This window comes from Ruegeria sp. YTSC199 (assembly GCF_059609725.1).
Map to the genome: position 1 here is coordinate 60,176 of NZ_JBXWMF010000003.1, position 20,322 is coordinate 80,497.

Genomic DNA, 20,322 nt, shown 5'->3' on the forward strand with positions numbered 1-20,322 from the left:
GTCAGGTCTCTTGCAGGTCGTTACATCGGATAGGTGTGCATCCGCACCGCCAGATTGCCCATGATCCAAACGGTTCCAAGGATGATGATCAACAGGACCAGCGTGGAAAACAGGATCAGATCGAGGTCTTCGCGGCTGCTGCGGCGGCGGTCGATATGAAGGAAATAGACCAGTTGCACAATCAGTTGCGCCAGCCCCAGCAATGCGATCGAGAGGTAAACCCCCTTGGCTTCAATGCCGTAAGTGTAGGCGATCAAAAACACCGCCGCCGTCAGCAAAAGCGAACCACCATAGCCGATCACATACCGCCGACGCTCGCGACGGTGCATCTCGCTGCGCTTATCCATAGGTCAGCCCTCCGAAATAAACGATGGTGATGATGCCGATCCAGATCAGGTCGAGAAAGTGCCAGAACAACGCCAACCGAACCACACGTGACATCAGCAGATCAGTCAGACCGAATATCCGTAACTGGATGCCCAGCACGATCAGCCACAAACAGCCTGCCGCTACGTGCAGGCCGTGCAGCGGCACCAATCCGTAGAATGCGGACAGAAACCCGCTGCGCTGGGGGATGCCGCCCTGTTCGGCCATTGCCATGAAGTCGCGGATCTCCAGCACCAGAAAGCTGAGGCCCAACACCAGCGTCACGCAGAACCAGAACACGATCCGCCACCGCGGCAAATTGTATTTCAGCGCCAGCATCGCCAGACCCACCGTCAGACTGCTGGTCAGCAGGATCAGGGTTTGAGCGAAGATGCTGTACAAATCGAATAGTTCGTGCGGGCCCGGCCCACCCGCCTGTGCATCGATCATGGTTATGTATATGGCGAACATCAGGCCGAAATAGACCAGATCGCTCATCAGAAAGACCCAAAACCCAAAGGTAACGACTTCGGTGGCCCTATGGGCGCTTTCATGACGACGCCCAAGGTTCAAACCCGGATAGCTGTGAGTGGGTGCGCGCTTCATGTCACGGCCTCCAGATCGGGGCGGGCAAGGCCACGATTTTCTGGGGCCGTTTCATGGTCGCGATCAACGGCGGTAGCATTGCGCACCAGATCGAGCCAGGCTTCATGCTGTTTGCGCACCTCTTCAGCAGGGATAACCTCTTCAAAGTCGGTATTGAAGGTCCAGGCAATCAAGGCCGCAAGCATCAGCACCGCCATCAAGGCGGCCAGCCACCAGATCCACCAGACCAGCGCGAACATCCAGACACCGCTGAGCACACATAAGGTAAACCCAATCGCGGTATTACGTGGCATCAAGATGTCCTCATAAGCGTCGGGGGTCGGGTAGGCCGCGCCCCGTTCCTTGGCGACGGCAAAGCTGTCGCGGTCGGTGACCTGAGGGATGATGGCAAAGTTATACGATGGCGGCGGCGACGGGATAGACCATTCCAATGTGCGCCCGTCCCATGGATCGCCGATCGGAGCGCGGGATTTCTCGCGGTCCCGGATGCTGACCCAGAGCTGGACCAGAATGGATAGCAGCCCACAGGTGATGATCAGAGCGCCCAAGATCGCAACGATCATATAAGGATGGAAAGAAGGATCGCTATAGCTGAAGGACCGGCGCGGCATCCCCATGAGACCCACGAAATAAAGAGGCATGAAGGTCAGCAGGAATCCGACCGTCCAGCATACAACCGAAACGCGGCCCCAGAATTCGTTCAGGCGGAACCCGAAGGCTTTGGGGAACCAGTAATTGTAGGCCGCCAGCAAGCCAAACAGTACCCCCGGCAGCAGCGCGTTGTGAAAATGCGCAACCAGGAACAAGGTGTTGTGAACCTGATAGTCGACCGTGGGATTGGCGAGGATCACGCCCGACAACCCGCCGATGACAAACAGCATCAGGAAGGCCAGGCCATAAAGCATCGGGACGGAAAACCGGATGCGGCCCCGATACAGAGTAGCCATCCAGTCATAAACCTTCACCCCGGTCGGAATAGCAATCAACATCGTCGCCACGCCAAACACCGCATTGATCAACGCGCTCTGGCCCATGGTGAAGAAATGGTGCAGCCAAACGGTAAAGGACAAAACCGCGATGCACATTGTTGCAATGACCAGCGAGTTATAACCGTAGAGCCTCTTGGCCGAGAACGTAGCAAAAACCTCGGAATAGATACCGTAGGCGGGCAGAACCAGCAGATAGACCTCGGGGTGACCGAACAGCCAGAACAGGTTGGCGTAGTTCATCATGTTGCCGCCAAGGTCATTGGTGAAAAAGTGAAAGTCCAGATATCTGTCCGCCGCCAACATCAGCGCCGCCACCCCAAGCGGCGGCATGGCAAAAATGATCAGGATCGAACTGCTGATGATCGTCCAGCAATACATCGGCAGCCGCATGAACTTCATTCCCGGCGCCCGCAGCTTATAGATCGTGACGGCAAAGTTGATCCCCGTCAGCGTGGTGCCGATGCCCGAGACAACTATTGCCCAGATCCAGTAATCCGGCCCCACCCCAGGATTGAACGCCGCGCCGGTATAGGGCGGATAGGCCGTCCAGCCACCGGTCGAGAACTCTCCCACCAGCAGCGACACCATTAGCATCATGCCCGCCGAGACCGTCAGACCGAGGCTGATCTGATTCATCACCGGAAAGGCCACGTCTCGCGCGCCGATCATTAGCGGCACCAGATAATTCGCTACCCCAAACACAAAGGGCACCGCCACAAAGAACACCATGATCGTGCCATGGGTGCTGAACAATTCGGCGAAATGTTCGGCCTCGAGAAACCCAGGGCCCGGACCGGCCGCTTGCTGGGCCCGCATCACAACGCCTTCCAGCACGCCCCGCGCCAGCATGACAATGGCAAAGACAATGTACATGATCCCGATCTTCTTGTGGTCAGCGCTGGTCAGCCAGTCGCGCCACAGCGGCCCCCACAGGCGGAACCATGTCAGTAATCCGACCACCACAACGACACCGACGACCACGATGCCTGCAGCCGCATTTGCCACGATCTCATTCGTGTTGGGCGTCTGGATCAGACCGGCGATTGGAAACGCGTCCCAGTTCAGGCGGCCAAAGAACCCGGTGTCGGTCATTGCGCGGCCTCCTGTCCGAATTCTACCGTTCCCGGCTGTTGCTCCACCGGCAGAGGTTGCCCGCCGTGATAGCGGTGCAGGATCGAGTGAAACAGATCGCCCTCCTCCAACGTGAAATACAATGCGTTGAGCGGCATGAGGGCAGTTCCCAATGTCGCCTGCACCTCGTCCCGATCCGAGCGCATGGCCAGCGTCCGATACGTGTCCTCAGTCAACGGGATGCCATTGGCGCGGACGGTTTCAACCCAGGCGTTGAAATCTTCAGGTTGCATTGCCTGGGTCAGAAACTTCTGCTTGGTGAAACCACGGCCATTATATTGCGTGTTTTCACCTTGCATCGTCTTTTGCGTGTCCGCCACCAGATGCAGTTTTGTCGTCATCCCGGGCATCGCATAAATCTGACCAGCCAAAGCCGGGATCATGAACGATTGCATGACCGTGTCCGTGGTCAACGTCATCGCCACTTGCTGCTTAACCGGAATCCCCAACTCACCCACGGTGGCAATTCCGAGGTCGGGATAAATGAACAGCCATTTCCAATCGAGACCGACGACTTGCACGTTCAACGCGGGTGTTTCGCCGAAAGTGGACGAATAAGGGTCCAGTCGATGCGTCGCTTTCCACAGGTAGAAGGACAACAGCGCCACGATCACCACGGGTACGCCCCACATGACGAATTCCAGCCTGGCGGAAAAGTCCCATTTCGGCCGATAGGCGGCGGTACCTCCTTTGCGTCGCCGATACCGCAGGGCAATCAACGGCACCAGAACCAGAACCGGAAGCACGGCTACCATGATCAGAACGGTTGCCCGCAACAGATGGGTCTTCTGAATCGCAGCTATCGGGCCCTGAGGGTCCATGAAACTGCCACTCGCCCATGCCGTCTGCGCCGAAGCCACCGTTAGAGCGACCACAACCAGCACTGCACGTTTTGAAGGTCTGAGTACGGCCACGCCTGATTGTCCTCTTGTGCCTTCGTTTCGGCCAACTATCGGCAGAGTCAGGAATTTTCTCAAGGTTTTTTCTGAAACTGCCAATTGTGTCAGGCGTGACCTGGTCAACCAGACCACGACGCGAACCCAATCGACGCGGATACCACTGTTGACTAAGCTTCTGGATCAGGCCAGACCTTTCGTTGATGCGTCGAATATTAATCGCTCTCAGTCTCTGGTGCCTCTCGACGGGTGCATACGCGCAGGATCGCGCTGCGGTCGAACGGCAATTCCAAGCTTGGCTACAAAACACTGTCTGGCCGCAGGCCAAGGCCAAAGGCGTCTCACGCAACACCATGAAGCGGGCCTTTGACGGGGTGACGCTCAACTGGAAGCTGCCGGACCTTGTACCGCCGGGCCAGAAGGCGCAGACCCCGAAACAACAAAAACAGGCCGAGTTCGGATCGCCCGGGCGCTATTTCAACGCAGGATCCGTTCAAGGAGCAACTACCACCGGTCGACAGATGGCGCGCCGCCACGCTGCCGTTCTGGGGCGCGTCGAGGCAGAAACCGGCGTGCCCGGCCGCATCATCCTGGCCATCTGGGGCCGCGAGAGTGGATATGGTCAGGTTCCCATTCGCCATAATGCGTTTCAAGTTCTGAGCACCAAGGGCTTCATGAGCACCCGTGCCCCGTACTTCACCGACGAACTGATCGCCGCTTTGCAAATTGCCGAGGCCGGACGCGCCCCGCCCGGCACATTGAAAAGCAGCTGGGCCGGCGCTTTGGGGCAACCGCAATTCATGCCCTCGAACTTTCTGACCTATGCGAGGGATGGCAACGGTGACGGGCGATCCGATATCTGGGCGTCACCCGAGGATACCATCGCATCAATCGGGAATTTTCTGTCCCAACACGGCTGGATCTCCGGGCGCGACTGGGGGTTCGAAGTGACCGTCCCGCCCTTGGTGTCCTGTGCCCTGGAAGGGCCAGATCAGGGCAGACCCATTCAGGACTGGGCCGCGATGGGCATAACCCGCGTATCAGGCAAACCGTTTCCGAACCATGAACTGCCGGGCGAAGGCTTCCTTATGATGCCCGCAGGGCGCAACGGCCCTGCCTTCATCGTCACACCGAATTTCTACGTTCTGAAGGACTACAACAAAAGCGATCTCTATGCTCTGTTCGTCGGTCACGTCGGCGACCGCATTCAATATGGCGTCGGAGATTTCAGGGCTCGGTGGGGCAAGGTCGGCACTCTGTACCGGTCTGACGTGGCCGCCATACAGAGGGCTCTGGAACGCCAGGGCCATGATGTCGGAGGCGCAGACGGGTTGCCCGGCTTTAAAACCCGCCGCTCGATCGGGCGCTGGCAACAGACCACGGGCCGCCGCCCCACCTGCTTTCCCGAAGCCAGTATGAAAGCTGCCCTGAAACAGTAGCGATTCGCACTGTTCCTGACGTCACCTTGTCAGCGAAACCCCGTCCTTTGGGGCCGGCGCCATTCGCGACCTTCACAAAAGTGTTAAGAACCGCCGAAGTTTCCTTATTATATTTCCGAACCAACCCGGGTTTCATTCACAATCCACCTATGGTTGCCCATTTTTCAGGCAAAGGCTTTATCCTTTTTTGAAATAGTGCCACCTTCGGCGGCAGTGAAAGGCGACTTTCGCAAACTCGTTCCCGACTGCAAACCAAAAGACAGCGACGCGGTGTTCATTGCGAACTGACAAAGCATTCATTGAACCATCGGCAGTCTTTTCGGGTCGGACAAACATAGCGGTCAGCGGCCATCCTGAACGGATGCGGCCGCCGTGCCGCCAAAAATGGGAGTAGAACAAAATGAACAAATACATTCGGACTTCTCTGGCGGGGCTGTTGACCTCGACCATGATTACCGGCGCTGCCTTTGCCGCAGGGACCCATCCTGAAACCGGCGAGGCGCTGGCGGACGACCAGACCTTCATCTATCGCCTCGGCGACGAACACAGCTCGGTCGACCCGCAGGTAGTTGAGGATACATACGGTGCCGAAATCACCCGTGACCTGTTCGAAGGGCTGATGAACCAGGACGAAGACGGTAATCTGGTTCCCGGTGTTGCCACCGGCTATACCACAAACGACACCAAAGACGTTTATACCTTCACCCTTCGTGACAATGCCAAGTGGTCCAACGGCGATCCGGTGACCGCAGGCGATTTTGTTTATGCCTGGAAACGCGCCGTCGATCCTGCCCTGTCCTCGCCTTATGCGTGGTTCATGGAGCTGATGTCGATCGAGAACGCTGCCGAAATTATCGCCGGTGACAAGCCGATTGACGAGCTGGGCGTCAAGGCCATCGACGATCACACGCTAGAAGTCACCCTAAGCGCACCACTGCCGTATTTCCCGCAGATGACCACGCACTCAACCACTTTCCCGGCCCCACAAAAGGTGATCGAGGAACATGGCGACGCTTGGACCCGGCCTGAAAATATCGTCTCGAACGGTGCCTATATCTGGACCGAACATCTGCCTCAGGAACGCTCGGTTCGTGAGCGTAACGAACTTTACTGGGACAATGAAAACACGATCTTGGACAAAGTCGTGACGCTGGTCATCAACGACGAAAACGTCGCTTTGACCCGCTATCTGGCAGGTGAGCTGGACCGCACCGAAGTTCCTGCAGGGCAGTTTCCCCGCCTGAGCCAGGAACACCCGGATCAGGCCATCAGCTTCCCGCGCCTGTGTAACTACTATTACACATTCAACCTGACGGAAGACGGCCCAGAAGCGTTCAAGGATCCCAATGTCCGTCAGGCGCTGTCACTGGCCGTTGATCGCGAGATCATCACCGAAAAAGTCATGGCCGGTGGTCAGCCGCAGGCCTACACCTTCGCACCCGAAGCGACCGCAGGGTTTAATGTACCCGAAGTTGAAATGGCTTCGATGACCCAGCCCGAGCGGGATGAGCTGGCCAAGGAACTACTGGCCGAGGCAGGCTATGGCCCGGACAATCCACTGAGTTTTGAGATGGTCTACAACACCAACGAAGATCACAAGAAGGTTGCCGTGGCACTGAGCCAGATGTGGAAGCAGAAGCTGGGTGTGAATGTCGAGCTGGCCAACATGGAATGGAAAGTATTCCTGGAAGAGCGCGGCAACCAGAACTTTGATCTGGCTCGTGGTGCATGGTGTGGCGACTATAACGAAGCCTCGACCTTCCTGGACCTGCTGCAGTCGCAGTCCGGCTATAACGACGGCAAGTACAGCAATGCGCGCGTTGACGAGTTGCTGGCACAGGCCAAAACGTCTGATGATCCGGCACCGCTGTACACCGAGGTGGAGCGTATCATCGCGCAGGAAACCCCTGTGATCCCGATCTATCACTATGCGGGCGTCTACATGATGGACACCGACGTCGGGAACTGGCCGATCAATAACGTCGAGCAGAACTGGTACTCGAAGAATCTCTACAAGCTCGCTGAATAATCGTCTTTGAACCACGCCCTGTCCCGAGAGCGCTCGGGGCAGGGCCAATAAACATGGGGGCATGAAATGCTTGCCTATAGTCTGCGGCGACTGCTGATCGCCATTCCGACGATCCTTTTGTTGATCGTCGCCTGTTTCTTTTTGATGCACTTTGCGCCCGGCGGGCCCTTCACGTCAGAGCGGCCTTTGCCGCCGGCGGTTCTGGCCAATATCGAGGCGCGTTACGGGCTGGACCAGCCGCTGTGGAAGCAGCTGTGGGACTACCTGTACAATATCGTGGTGCATTTCGACTTCGGCCCGTCCTTCAAGTTCAAGGACCGGGACGTGAATGACATCATCGCGCAGGGTTTCCCGATCTCGCTGACCTATGGCTCGCTGTCCTTCCTTGTTGCGACCGTCATCGGCGTGGGTCTGGGGATCGCCGCCGCAATCAAGCACAACAGCTGGATCGATTATTTCGCCGTCGGTCTCGGGATCGCTGCGCAGGCACTGCCGAACTTCATCATGGGTCCGATCTTGATCCTGACCTTCACGCTTTGGCTAGGATGGCTGCCTGGTGGTGGTTGGAACGGTGGTCAGTGGCAATATCTGATCATGCCCGTGATTGCGCTGGCGACCTCCTACATGGGATCGATCGCGCGTATTACGCGGTCGTCGATGCTTGAGGTCCTGAACTCGAACTTCATCCGCACGGCGCGTGCCAAAGGTCTGCCGACCAGAACCGTAATCTGGCGACATGCGTTGAAGCCCACGCTGCTGCCCGTCGTGTCCTATCTGGGACCGGTCTTTGTGTATGTGCTGACCGGGTCGGTTTTCGTGGACATCTATTTCTCGACCGGCGGTCTGGGGCAGGCTTATGTCGGCTCTGCCCTGTCGCGGGATTACGCGGTGCTGCTGGGGGTCACGATCCTGTACGGCGCGCTGACCGTCATCGTGAACCTGCTGACCGACCTGGCCTATGCCTGGTTCGATCCGAAAATCCGGTACTGAGGGGCTGGCAATGCTTGGAAAATCACAAAAAGCCGCCCAACTGGCTGATGATGTCACCGACTTCACGGTCATTCAGGGGCGTTCTCTGTGGCAGGACGCACGGATTCGGTTCGTCCGCAACAAAGCCGCGATGGCCAGTGTGTTCATACTGGGACTGATCGTTCTGTTCACGATCTTCGGTCCGTATTTCGCCGTTTGGAGCAACGAGGAAATTGACTGGAACGTCATGGGTGACGTGGCTGGCATGGGGATGCCCTCAATTGAAACCGGGCACTTTTTTGGTGTCGACGATCTGGGGCGCGACCTTTACAGCCGCGTCATTCAGGCCACCACTACATCGCTGCTGGTCGGTCTGATCGGGGCGGCAACCGCCCTGATCGTCGGCACCTGCTATGGGATCGCCGCCGGATATATCGGCGGGCGCACCGACAGCGTCATGATGCGTTTCGTCGATATCTTGCTGGCGATTCCTGCCACGTTGATCGTCATCCTGCTGCTCGTCGTGGCGGGGCGGTCGTTCTTCATGTTGTTCATCGCGCTTGGTGCGGTGGGCTGGCTGACCATGGCACGGATCGTTCGGGGCCAGACCCTGACCTTGAAGAACCGGGAATTCATCGAAGCCGCCCGCGCGGCCGGTGTCAGCGAGTTCACCATCATGTACCGTCATATCCTGCCTAACTTGCTGGGTGTGGTGATTGTCTATGCTTCGCTGCTGGTGCCGGAAATGATCCTGATGGAAAGCTTCATCTCGTTTCTGGGGCTGGGCATCTCGGAACCCTACACGTCCCTGGGTCGTCTGATTGCCGAAGGCGCAGGAACGATGGGTTATGGCACGCTGTGGCAGTTGATGTACCCTCTGACAATTTATGTCGCCATCATCATCTCGATGTTCTTCATCGGCGATGGTTTGCGTGACGCTCTGGACCCGAAGGATCGCTGATATGAGCCTGTTCTCTGTTAAGGACCTGAGCGTCCAGTTCAACACTCCTGATGGCGTAGTCGAAGCCGTCAAAGGCATCAGTTTCGACATCACTCCGGGCGAATGCCTTGGCATCGTGGGCGAAAGCGGGTCGGGCAAAAGCCAGACCTTCATGGCTGCGATGGGACTATTGCCGCCTGCCGGGCGGGCCTTGGGGTCTGCTATGCTGAACGGTCAGGAAATCCTGAACCTGCCCATCAACAAGCTGAACAAGATTCGTGGTTCAGACGTCGGCATGATCTTTCAGGACCCGCTGACTGCACTGACCCCACACTTGCGGGTCGGTCAACAAATGCGCGAGGTTCTGCAAGTTCATGAAGGGCTGCAGGGTTCGGCCGCGCGCGCACGATGTCTCGAATGGTTGGAACGCGTTCGCATCCCCGAGGCCAAGCGACGGTTGAACCAATACCCGCACGAATTGTCGGGCGGGATGCGCCAGCGCGTCATGATCGCCATGTCGATGCTGTGCAATCCCAAGCTGTTGATCGCGGATGAACCGACCACGGCGCTGGATGTGACCGTACAAGCCGACATTCTGGACCTGATGGAGCGCCTCCAAAAGGACGAAGGCACAGCGATTGCACTGATCACCCATGACATGGGCGTTGTTGCGCGGATGTGCGACCGCATTCAGGTCATGCGCCTGGGTCAGTTTGTCGAGGCTGGGGACACGCGCGAAATCTTCCGCGCGCCGCAGCACGACTATACCCGGACATTGCTGGAAGCGATGCCGCGTATTGATGCGGGTGATGCGCCCAAGGCGTTGGACAAGATCGATGAGCCGCTGCTCAAGGTCGATGACGTCAAGGTGCACTTCCCGATCCACATCTCCGGCGGGCTATTCGGGCACAAGGTGCCGTTGAAGGCCGTCGATGGCGTCAGCTTTGACATTCGCAAGGGGGAAACGCTGGGCGTAGTGGGTGAGTCCGGCTGCGGCAAGTCCACTCTGGCGCGGGCGGTTCTGCAACTGATCGAACCCAGCGCAGGAAATGTCAGTTGGCTGGGGCATCCGATCGTCGGGCTGAAACGGGCCGAGCTGAACAAGTACCGCAAAGACCTTCAGATCGTGTTTCAGGACCCACTGGCCAGTCTCGATCCCCGGATGACGATCTCGGCCTCGATTGCCGAACCGCTGAAAACCTACCGGCCCGACCTGACGGATCGCGAACGCAAGGAAATGGTCGCGCAGATGATGGAGCGTGTCGGCCTGAAGGCCAACATGATCAACCGTTATCCGCACGAGCTTTCCGGTGGTCAGAACCAGCGGGTCGGGATTGCGCGGGCAATGATCAACAAGCCCAAGCTGATCATCTGCGACGAGGCGGTCTCGGCCTTGGATGTATCCATTCAGGCGCAGATCGTGGAACTGCTGCGTGAGTTGCAGCAAGAATTCGGGCTGTCGATGATTTTCATCAGCCACGATCTGTCGGTGGTGCGGGCAATCTCGAACCGGATCATGGTTCTGTATCTGGGCCGGATTGTCGAACTGGGTGACGGAGAGGTGATCTGTTCCGACCCGATCCACCCTTACACGAGATCCCTGATCTCGGCAGTCCCGATCCCGGACCCGGATGTCGAACGGACCCGCCAACGCCTTAAGCTGCCTGGCGAACTGCCCTCACCCATGGACCCGAAGGCTGCGCTTCGATTTCTGCCCAGCCGGTTGGCTGCAGGGGAAACCGACTATGTCCCGCAGCTTAACGAGGTAAGACCCGATCATTTCGTGGCCGAGCATGACCCGCTGGATGCCATCATGAAAACCGCCTGAGCCCCTGCCCCGAAGCGCTCAACCCAGCTTCGGGGCAAGTTGCGGTAACATGGGCGACCGAACGCTAGATAGCTGCTAAGGAAGCAACCGGCCGGATGCCTCATTTCACCGCGAAGAGCGCAGAAAACCGCGATATTTCCTCATGTGTGACCTCATCGTTTTGACTTCTGCCCCCCCGGGTGGCACCATCTCGCGAATTCAAGGCTTCGCTACCCGTTGGCGTTGAATATTCCGGCCACGGGCCATAAGAGGTCTGCGTAGTAAACACTCTGACATACATTGTTTTAGTAACTTGAGAGGTCAAATGGCACGTAAGGTCACAAAGGCGATCTTCCCCGTCGCGGGACTTGGCACCCGGTTCCTGCCAGCAACAAAGTCGGTCCCGAAAGAGATCATGACTTTGGTTGATCGCCCGCTGGTGCAGTACGCCATCGACGAGGCGCGTGCTGCCGGTATCAAAGAATTCATTTTTGTAACGTCACGAGGCAAGTCCGCTCTGGAAGACTACTTCGACCACAATCTGGTTCTCGAACAGGAATTGAAAGCCAAGGGCAAGGACAAGCTGCTGGAAACGCTGCACGCAACCAATATGGAAAGCGGCGCGATTGCCTATATCCGCCAACACAAGGCCCTTGGTCTGGGTCACGCAGTCTGGTGCGCCCGGCGCCTGATTGGCGATGAACCCTTTGCCGTTATGCTGCCCGACGACGTTATCGCCGGTGACAAGCCCTGCCTGAAGCAGATGGTCGAAGCCTATGAGGAAACAGGCGGCAACATGGTTGCAGCCATGGAAGTTCCAGCTAACAAGACAAGCGCTTACGGCGTCCTGGATGTGGGCGAGAATATCGGCTCGGTCGTCCGCGCACGCGGCATGGTCGAAAAGCCGAAACCCGAAGAAGCGCCGTCGAACCTGGCGGTCATCGGGCGCTACATTCTGGGCCCGTCGGTCCTGTACAACCTGAACCAGATGAAAAAGGGCAGCGGTGGTGAAATTCAGCTGACCGATGCAATTGCTGAAGACATCGGAAACGGTGTTCCGGTCTTTGGCTACAAGTTTGAGGGTCAGCGTTTTGATTGCGGGTCCAAATCCGGCTTCCTGCAGGCCACGGTTGCCTTTGCGCTGGCCCGCGATGACCTGCGCGAAGACCTGAGCCAGTATCTGCACGACATCGTCGCCACGGGACAAGCCGCGCAGTAACAGGCTGCTTTCAAATCAGTTTATAGATTTTGGACCGGGGCGTAAAACGCCCCGGTTTTTTTGTGCCCTCGAAGGTTAGCAAATGGTTTTTCGGGCGTCCGGACCGTTCAGACGGGATTCATGCGCCACGCGGCAATGTGGCGCGCAATACAATTGTCGGACCGACAGCCATAGGAGGACGCCCGTGTCACAGAACTCACCCCGATTGAAACTGCCCTTTCTGCAACCGTCGCAGGCGCAGAAACATGTCACCCATAACGAAGCGCTGCGGCAGCTGGACCTGATCACGCAACTGAGCGTGGCCTCGACAAATGCCACGACCCCGCCCGCCGTGCCAGATCAAGGTGAGGTTCACGCGTTGGGCGCAGCACCAACAGGGGACTGGACCGGGCAGGAGGGGATGTTGGCTGCGTGGCTGGACAATGCATGGCATTTCGTCACGCCCGGCACGGGCTGGCGCGCGTCGGACAACAGCACCGGGCACATCAAAATCTGGGACGGCGGTGCATGGATTGATCCTCCGGTCGCCACGCAAAATCTGGACGGAGTGGGGATTGCCACCGGCTATGACGGCACAAACCGTCTTTCGGTGCGCTCTCCGGCGACACTTCTCAGCCATGACGGCGGCGGGCATCAGCTTAAGATCAACAAGGCCAATGAGAGCGACACCGCCTCATTGTTGTTTCAATCCAACTGGACCGGGCATGCCGAGATGGGCCTGTCAGGCGATACCGGCTTTGCGATCAAAGTCTCGCCTGATGGTGGCACATGGACCGACGCGCTGAATTTCGATCCCGCGACAGGGACCGCCAGCGGCGCTGCGATTCAGGCCAGCGCAGTTGACACCACCTCCGGTCGTCTGATGCGGGCGGATTACGGTTATGGTCCCGGCAACCTGCTGGGTGCCGTGGCACAGAGCGGCGGCACCCCGACCGGGGCCGTCATCGAACGAGGCGCGAACGCAGACGGCGACTACGTGCGCTTTGCTGACGGTAGTCAAATCTGCACAGTCTCGCTGACGGCCACGGGCTGCACGAATACCGAAGGCTCCTTGTTCGCAAGCGATGCAGCGGTCTGGGACTTCCCGGTGGCTTTCGCTGTAGGCTCAACCGTTGCGGTCTCCGGCAGCGGAGGCGCAACCACCCGATTCATGGGGTTCGACGCGCCAACTGAAACTCAGGTGACTTTCAAGGTTCTCGCCATCTCAAGTGATGCGACAGCGCTGGCGCCAACGGCCGTAGCGATTGGCCGCTGGTTCTGATCAACCCAATTGCCCGGGTCCGCGCCCGGGCAATTACTTGGCGCGCAAGTCCGCGTCCGCCTGATCTAGGAACCAGGCATAGGTTTCGCGTATCCCGTCTTCGAGTCCGACCCGCGCTCGCCAACCCATATCGGCCAGACGAGACACGTCCATCAGCTTGCGCATGGTTCCGTCCGGTTTGCTGACATCCTGTGTAATCTTGCCACCGAATCCAGTAGTTTTTGCCACCAGCGCCGCCAGTTCCGCGATCGAAACGTCCTCACCACAGCCCACGTTGATATGGCTCAACATCGGTTGAGTGTTCGTCTCATAAACTTTGCGCGGCAGGTCGAGCACGAACAGTGACGCCTCGGCCATGTCATCCACATGCAGGAACTCGCGGCGAGGTTTGCCTGTGCCCCAGATTACGACTTCATCCAATCCATCGCGCTGCGCCTCATGAAACCGGCGGATCAGAGCGGGCAGTACGTGACTGTTTTCCGGGTGGAAATTGTCGCCCGGTCCATAAAGGTTGGTCGGCATGACCGAGCGGTAGTCGACACCGTGCTGCCGGTTATAGCTTTCACACAGCTTGATCCCGGCGATCTTGGCCACGGCGTAGGGCTCGTTGGTTGGTTCCAGCACGCCTGTCAGCAGCGCATCTTCACGCATCGGTTGCGGTACCGCACGCGGATAGATGCAGGAGCTGCCCAATTGCAGCAGGTGTTTCACCCCGGCTGCAAAAGCCTGATGGATCACGTTGCATTCGATCATCAGGTTGTCATAGATGAAATCCGCAGGGTACGTGTTGTTGGCGTGAATTCCGCCCACCTTGGCCGCGGCCAAGATCACGACGTCCGGACGTTCGGCCTGCATGAAGTCGCGCACGGCAGCCTGATCGGTCAGGTCCAGCTCAGAATGTGTGCGGGTGACCAGTTCAAGCGCTTCGCCTCCGGCCTTCCGATCCTGCAAACGGCGCAGGATTGCACCACCGACCATGCCCCGGTGGCCTGCTATGTAGATCTTGCGCATTGCGACCTCCTCAGCCGTTTTCCAGGCTTACCGGCAATTCATAGCCATGCTCTTTCAACAGCGCATGGCGTTTTGCAGTCTTGAGGTCTTCGACAACCATTTCGGCGCACATTTCCTGAACGGTCAGCTCGGGCTCCCAACCCAGCTTGTTCTTAGCATTCGACGGATCGCCCAGCAGCGTTTCCACCTCGGCCGGGCGGAAGTACTGCGGGTCAATGCGCATGATCACGTCACCGGGCTTCAGGGCCGGCGCATTGTCGCCCTCGATCGCTTTGACCGTTGCAATCTCATCCACACCTTCGCCCGAAAACTCCAGCGTGATGCCAAGCTCGGCGGCAGACCATTCGATGAACTGTCGGACCGAGTACTGCACGCCGGTCGCAATCACGAAATCTTCGGGGTTGTCCTGCTGCAGCATCAGCCACTGCATCCGCACATAGTCTTTCGCATGGCCCCAATCGCGCAGGCTGTCGATGTTGCCCATGTACAGGCAGTTTTCGAGACCTTGGGCGATATTCGCCAGACCGCGCGTGATTTTGCGCGTCACAAAGGTTTCGCCACGACGAGGGCTTTCGTGATTGAACAGGATACCGTTGCAGGCATACATACCGTAGGCTTCGCGGTAGTTTACGGTGATCCAGTAGGAATACAGTTTGGCCACTGCGTAGGGTGAGCGCGGGTGGAACGGTGTCGTCTCGCGCTGGGGGATTTCCTGCACCAAACCATACAGTTCCGAGGTCGAGGCCTGATAGAACCGGGTTTTCTTCTCCAGCCCCAGAAAGCGGATCGCTTCCAACAGGCGCAGCGTGCCGATGGCGTCCACATCAGCAGTGTATTCGGGAGATTCAAAACTGACCGCCACATGGGACTGTGCGCCGAGGTTATAAACCTCGTCCGGCTGCACTTCCTGAATGATTCGCGTCAGGTTCGATGTGTCGCTGAGATCGCCGTAATGCAGATACAGATTTGGGTTGGGAACATGCGGGTCCTGATAGATGTGGTCGATCCGCTGCGTGTTGAACGAGGACGCGCGGCGCTTAATCCCATGAACTTCATAACCTTTTTCCAGCAAAAATTCGGCCAGATAAGACCCGTCCTGTCCGGTAATACCGGTAATCAACGCCTTTTTTGTCATCATTTTTTCCCACGGAATACTGTGTGCATCTTTGACGTCTCAGAAACAGCAAGAATTCGCAGAATGCAACCCAAGGCAAGAAATGGCTTTGAAAACCGGCGGCAGGTTCCTGCCTGCACACCGGTCAAGGAAATCAAACGATAACGGAGGTTTCGCGACAGGCGGCGGTACAGATGAGGCCAGCCCCTAGCGCTGTCAGGTGTAATCAGCTTGCCCCGTACAGCGGAACCGCGTTTTCGGCCCCATCCGCCAGTGCCTTGCTCTGGTCCCGACGCACCTGATCGTAAACGGCCAACGCCTGGTCCGAGAACAGGTGGCTCGGTGGATCGACATGCACAAAATTTGACTGCCCGTCCTGTCCGCGCGCCAACATGGCATAATCACGATCCGCAACCAGCTGCTTTGCATTGGGGTTCAGGTAACGGATTGCCAGACCGATCCTACGATCCCCGGACCGGTTCGGGCCCGAGCCATGAATGGTCAGCCCGTGGTGCAAGGACATCTGCCCTGGCGCCAGTTCGATATGGGTCTTGTCGTTCTCTGCTACATCAACGGCAATCTCCTGTCCGCGCGACAGAAGATTGTTTTCGGAATAGGTATCATTATGCGGCAAGATCGGGTTCTTGTGGCTGCCTTGCACGAAATCCATACAGCCGCTTTCGACCGTCGCAGGCGACAACGCAATCCAGGCGGTGACCTGATCCGGCGTTTCGCCCATGCCCCAATAGGTCAGGTCCTGATGCATACCCACGGTGTGATCGGTATGTGCCTCTTTGATGAAAAATTCGGCCGACCAGACCATGATATCCGGGCCCAGAACGCCCTCGACCACGTCCAAAACCCTGGGATTCAACGCGATTCTGGCCGCCAGCGGGATAACCAGATGTGCGTTCACACGCTTGTAGGTGTTCAGTGGCAGCGGCAAATCCGCCGCTAGCCAGTCCTGTTCAAGCTGTTCCAACTCAGCGCGTATCGCAGCGGTTTCGCTGGGTGAGAAAACTGTCAGCGGGAAAAGAAACCCGTCCTCCCAATATTGCGCGGATTGGGCTGCGGTCAGCGCGGTTTCAGACAAAGGGGCGGTTTGCGGCATGGTGTACCTCTGGGATGTGTTTCACCGCAGGATAGGGCAAAAGCTCATCCGGTCAGCGTGCAACCTCTTGCCCGTAAGGATAAGTTCAGCTTAGCCTGCGCCCATGTCGTCCCGCATCCCCTCTCTCAACTGGTTGCGCGTGTTCGAGGCCGCAGCCCGCACCGAAAGCTTTGCCCGGGCTGCTACCCAGCTGAACATGTCGGCGGCAGCCGTCAGCCAGCAAGTAAAAGCGCTGGAGACACGGCTGGGCACGCCGCTATTTCACCGCCACGCCCATGCGGTGACCCTGACCGAAGCGGGCCGGGCCTATCTACCGTCGGTTCAGCAATCCCTCCTGATGCTCGAAACCGCGACCACCGGTCTGTTTGGCGAAACCCGCGCGCAACGGCTTTATGTGCAATCCATCCTGTTGTTCGCGCATGGGATTCTTGCCGGCGGGCTACCGGAGTTTCAGTCGGAAAACCCGCAGATCAACCTGTCGCTGACCACCGGCAACCTGGTGTCGGATTTCGCCAACCAGTTCACCGATCTGCAGATCGTGTTCGGCAACCCTGCCGTTTATGGCTCCGAAGGGGATCCGTTGCTGCACGAACGTCTGTATCCTGTGGCCCCGCCGGAGATTGCCGCGCAGATCCAACACCCTCAGGACTTGTTCCGATTCTCGCTGATCGAGGTGTCCACCCATCGCGCAAGCTGGCCGCATCTGTTCGAAACCCTGCGCCTGTCGCCCGGTCAGGCACGATACTTCTTTGCCGACAATTCGCTGATGGCGGCCGAGCTTTCGGCCAGCGGCGGCGGCATCGCGCTGGCCCGCGCACCTGCATCAGACCGTATCATGCACGTGTCGGGCCTGGTTCCCTGCCTGACGGACATTCAGGTCGCCGGGCAAGAAGCCTATCATCTGGTCTACCCGTCGCGTGCTGCGCTGCGCCCACCAGCACGGGCCTTTCGCGACTGGCTGTTGGACTACAGCGCTGCAGTCCAGACCCGGTAACGCCCCTGCCCCGTCACCTCGCGGATCAGGCCGCGCCGGGTAAAACGGTCGATATTGCGCTGCACTGCTGCGCGTGATGCCTTGGTCAATTCCTCGGCCAAAGGAGCCGAGACCATGGGCCAAGCAGTCAGAACGTCGATCAACAGGGGTGGAGTACGCCCGCTCAACCCGCTGGTGGACTCGCGCGCGCGCTGTTCCCAGGCACTGACTCTGTCCAGATGCATCAGTGCAGCCAGCGCCGCCTGCCCTGCCCCCCGGACCCAGGCCGACAGTTTTTCATCCACCTCCCCTGCCCCGCGCAACGCGCCCGGGCCGGACAAGGCCAACGGCATGAACATCGCCCCACCCCGCCCCATCGTTGCGGCATGGCGGGCCGCGATGATGGCGGCCTCGGTATCCTGACCAATGCCCTGCGACAGCGCGCGCCAGGCGTGAAACGCCATTGCAGCCTGCGTGACCGGGTGTAACCCTTCGGAATTGCGCATCACTTCGGCCAGATCGGCCACCGTTTCAGGAATGTCTTCGAAGCCTTGCGCCATCCGATCCAGAAAGGCGGTCAGGCCGGTCTCCCACCCGCCCTCAGAGGGGCCGGGTCCTGCTGTGAGCCGCCGCACGGCCCAACCGGCGCGAAACAGCGCCTGAACGTCATCTCCGGTCGCACCGATGCGCAGACCCGTCCACAGCGCCAGTCGATCCACACTGATCCGATCGCCAGTCCACCAGCCCAGATCCGACACATCCATCAGGGCCAGACGGTGGGTCCACCCATCCGGACCAGCGCGCAACCGTTCGTCCAACGCGCCGAAGGTCGCGGCCAGATCGGCCAGATCGTAAGACAGATTGGCCTGAGCCGCCCGCCAATCGCGCGGATCGAACAAAAGACGGCGATCGACCTTGGGACCGGGGATCAGGTAATCCTCGACCGCCTCTTCATCCTCGGGCGGCAGAAACCACAAATCCTCGTCTTCGGGCGGGTCCGCGTCATAGATACTTGGAGGACCAACCGCATCGGCGTCCTCATCCGGATCAGGTTTGACGGGTTTCGCTGTCATACCCGGTATATTTCGGGGAATTGCCGCAGTTCACAAGGCGTTTTTATGCCCAGCACCCTCAGCCCGGGAAACTTGTGGTCAGGACGTCCAACTGTCCGGCCAGATCGGTCTGATCCCTGCTGCCGATCAGCATGTAACCATAACCGTCCTGCGCCCAGGTGGCCGTGGCCAATCCGCTGAGAACCGCCTGTTTCAATTCTCTTTTCGGCGCGCCTTCACCCTGCCGGATCACACAGAAGGCAAAAGGCTGGCCTTGTTCATCGGCAAACACGACCTGAATCAGCGGCTTGCCTTTGAAGGACAGAACTTGCGCGCGTTTCAACTCACCGCCCGGCAGCGCCTCCAGCGCCGCGCGGTTAAGTGATCGCCCCAACTGTTCCTCGGCCTGCGCAAACTGTTCGTCCAGCGCCTGAGGTGAGCTGTCCAGCGACGCAATCGTGTCCGGCGTATAAAGCGACTGATATATCGCCGCTTGCGCAGCCCAGCCCAGAGGTTCCGGACGTGTGGCCCAGTAGGTTGCCGACACGGCCATAACTGCTACCGAGGCCGCAACGGCCAGCAACCGCAACCCACCGCCCGCAGGCCGAACGGGTGCATCAGCCACAGGTTCGGGCAGATCGACCAAAGGCGTTTCAGCGGGGACGTGCTCGAACACCGACTGCACTACGGGTGCAACCGGATCCAGCGCCATCAGGCGCTGTTCTAGCTCGGGGTCAGCTTCAATCGCGGTTTCGATCGCGCTGGCCTCGGCCTCTTCCAAATTGCCTTCCAGATACGCCAGCAGCGTCTCATCGGAAAACTTCATTTGCCACTCCGTCGAACGGCGTCTGCCGCCTCATGCTGCATCACGGTTTTCAATTTTTGCCGGGCGTTGGAAAGCCGGCTCATGATAGTTCCTATCGGCACCTCCAGCAACGCGGCGGCTTCGCGGTAGCTGTAGCCTTCTACAAACACCAGCATGACCGTTTCCCGCTGCGCCTCAGGCAGCTGCATCACTTGTGTAAACACTTCAGCAGCGAAAATATTCGTTTCGATGTCCGGTCCTGTTGCAATTAACTCTGCTTCGGGCGTGACCGACAGCGCCTGTGCCTTGCGCACCGACCGCGACCGCACCTCATTCAGCCAGATCGAGCGGCAGATCGTCATCAACCAGCTGTCCAGCCGGTCGTGCGAGGTGACCTGATGGTGACGCTCCAGCGCGCGCAGACATGTGGATTGCAGCAGATCGTCGGCCACATCCGATGCCCCGGACAGCGCCAACCCAAAACGCCAGACACGTTTCGAATGCGTCTGGATCGCGCCGCGCACGGCCTGTTCCGAGCTAGTTTCACCATCCATCGAATAAATCGCGACCTGTGTGTGTTTGTCATTCACGGACCGGGCCCGTG

18 protein-coding genes are annotated in these 20,322 nt (G+C 58.6%); 8 read left to right on the forward strand and 10 right to left on the reverse strand.

Annotated features, from left to right (window positions below; genetic code table 11):
- Positions 1-20: 20 nt before the first annotated feature.
- From AC2FEE_RS03530 to AC2FEE_RS03545, 4 genes are read right to left on the reverse strand one after another with little or no spacing between them, the layout of a single operon-like run.
- On the reverse strand, positions 21-347 hold the full coding sequence (locus AC2FEE_RS03530; RefSeq protein ID WP_496863084.1) for a cytochrome o ubiquinol oxidase subunit IV: 327 nt from the start codon (positions 345-347) through the stop codon (positions 21-23).
- Entirely contained in the window at positions 340-972 is a 633-nt protein-coding gene (locus AC2FEE_RS03535) for a cytochrome c oxidase subunit 3 (protein ID WP_496863085.1), read from the reverse strand. The genes AC2FEE_RS03530 and AC2FEE_RS03535 overlap by 8 nt, the downstream gene beginning before the upstream one ends.
- Positions 969-3,053 (reverse strand): cbb3-type cytochrome c oxidase subunit I, encoded by a 2,085-nt coding sequence (locus tag AC2FEE_RS03540; protein WP_496863087.1) that lies wholly within the window; start codon positions 3,051-3,053, stop codon positions 969-971. Before AC2FEE_RS03540 ends, AC2FEE_RS03535 begins: the two co-directional genes overlap by 4 nt.
- Positions 3,050-4,006: a cytochrome ubiquinol oxidase subunit II gene (locus AC2FEE_RS03545; RefSeq protein WP_496863088.1), complete on the reverse strand. Its 957-nt coding sequence runs from the start codon at positions 4,004-4,006 to the stop codon at positions 3,050-3,052. The genes AC2FEE_RS03540 and AC2FEE_RS03545 overlap by 4 nt, the downstream gene beginning before the upstream one ends.
- 185 nt (positions 4,007-4,191) lie before the next feature.
- Here AC2FEE_RS03545 and AC2FEE_RS03550 point away from each other — a divergent pair, with 185 nt between their 5' ends.
- From AC2FEE_RS03550 to AC2FEE_RS03580, 7 genes are all read left to right on the forward strand, one after another.
- On the forward strand, positions 4,192-5,427 hold the full coding sequence (locus tag AC2FEE_RS03550) for a lytic murein transglycosylase (RefSeq protein ID WP_496863090.1): 1,236 nt from the start codon (positions 4,192-4,194) through the stop codon (positions 5,425-5,427).
- A 400-nt stretch (positions 5,428-5,827) separates the two neighbouring features.
- On the forward strand, positions 5,828-7,456 hold the full coding sequence (locus AC2FEE_RS03555) for a peptide ABC transporter substrate-binding protein (protein ID WP_496863091.1): 1,629 nt from the start codon (positions 5,828-5,830) through the stop codon (positions 7,454-7,456).
- Positions 7,457-7,522: 66 nt separating this feature from the next.
- Positions 7,523-8,446: an oligopeptide ABC transporter permease OppB gene (oppB, locus tag AC2FEE_RS03560; protein WP_496863093.1), complete on the forward strand. Its 924-nt coding sequence runs from the start codon at positions 7,523-7,525 to the stop codon at positions 8,444-8,446.
- A gap of 10 nt (positions 8,447-8,456) precedes the next feature.
- Positions 8,457-9,386 (forward strand): ABC transporter permease subunit, encoded by a 930-nt coding sequence (locus AC2FEE_RS03565; RefSeq protein ID WP_496863095.1) that lies wholly within the window; start codon positions 8,457-8,459, stop codon positions 9,384-9,386.
- Position 9,387: 1 nt separating this feature from the next.
- Positions 9,388-11,193 carry an ABC transporter ATP-binding protein gene (locus AC2FEE_RS03570; RefSeq protein ID WP_496863096.1) on the forward strand — a complete coding sequence of 602 codons (1,806 nt, stop codon included), beginning with the start codon at positions 9,388-9,390 and terminating at the stop codon, positions 11,191-11,193.
- Positions 11,194-11,497: 304 nt separating this feature from the next.
- Positions 11,498-12,391 carry a UTP--glucose-1-phosphate uridylyltransferase GalU gene (galU, locus tag AC2FEE_RS03575; RefSeq protein ID WP_496863097.1) on the forward strand — a complete coding sequence of 298 codons (894 nt, stop codon included), beginning with the start codon at positions 11,498-11,500 and terminating at the stop codon, positions 12,389-12,391.
- 184 nt (positions 12,392-12,575) lie between these two features.
- A complete protein-coding gene (locus AC2FEE_RS03580) occupies positions 12,576-13,652 on the forward strand; it encodes a DUF2793 domain-containing protein (protein WP_496863098.1) in 1,077 nt (358 codons plus the stop codon).
- Positions 13,653-13,685: 33 nt separating this feature from the next.
- Here AC2FEE_RS03580 and fcl read toward each other — a convergent pair whose 3' ends face one another.
- From fcl to AC2FEE_RS03595, 3 genes are all read right to left on the reverse strand, one after another.
- Entirely contained in the window at positions 13,686-14,663 is a 978-nt protein-coding gene (gene fcl, locus AC2FEE_RS03585) for a GDP-L-fucose synthase (RefSeq protein ID WP_496863100.1), read from the reverse strand.
- A 10-nt stretch (positions 14,664-14,673) separates the two neighbouring features.
- Positions 14,674-15,798 (reverse strand): GDP-mannose 4,6-dehydratase, encoded by a 1,125-nt coding sequence (gene gmd / locus AC2FEE_RS03590; RefSeq protein WP_496863102.1) that lies wholly within the window; start codon positions 15,796-15,798, stop codon positions 14,674-14,676.
- 205 nt (positions 15,799-16,003) lie between these two features.
- Positions 16,004-16,888 carry a phytanoyl-CoA dioxygenase family protein gene (locus AC2FEE_RS03595; RefSeq protein ID WP_496863103.1) on the reverse strand — a complete coding sequence of 295 codons (885 nt, stop codon included), beginning with the start codon at positions 16,886-16,888 and terminating at the stop codon, positions 16,004-16,006.
- A 103-nt stretch (positions 16,889-16,991) separates the two neighbouring features.
- Between AC2FEE_RS03595 and AC2FEE_RS03600 the strand changes: the two genes are divergently transcribed.
- Positions 16,992-17,882 (forward strand): LysR family transcriptional regulator, encoded by an 891-nt coding sequence (locus AC2FEE_RS03600; protein WP_496863105.1) that lies wholly within the window; start codon positions 16,992-16,994, stop codon positions 17,880-17,882.
- Here the strand turns inward: AC2FEE_RS03600 and AC2FEE_RS03605 are convergent.
- The 3 genes from AC2FEE_RS03605 to AC2FEE_RS03615 are packed head-to-tail and all read right to left on the reverse strand — an operon-like array spanning position 17,855 to position 20,308.
- On the reverse strand, positions 17,855-18,934 hold the full coding sequence (locus AC2FEE_RS03605) for a helix-turn-helix domain-containing protein (protein WP_496863106.1): 1,080 nt from the start codon (positions 18,932-18,934) through the stop codon (positions 17,855-17,857). The two genes, AC2FEE_RS03600 and AC2FEE_RS03605, sit on opposite strands and share 28 nt — an antisense overlap.
- A 58-nt stretch (positions 18,935-18,992) precedes the next feature.
- Positions 18,993-19,739 carry an anti-sigma factor gene (locus tag AC2FEE_RS03610; protein ID WP_496863108.1) on the reverse strand — a complete coding sequence of 249 codons (747 nt, stop codon included), beginning with the start codon at positions 19,737-19,739 and terminating at the stop codon, positions 18,993-18,995.
- Positions 19,736-20,308: an RNA polymerase sigma factor gene (locus AC2FEE_RS03615; RefSeq protein WP_496863109.1), complete on the reverse strand. Its 573-nt coding sequence runs from the start codon at positions 20,306-20,308 to the stop codon at positions 19,736-19,738. Before AC2FEE_RS03615 ends, AC2FEE_RS03610 begins: the two co-directional genes overlap by 4 nt.
- Positions 20,309-20,322 lie beyond the last annotated feature (14 nt).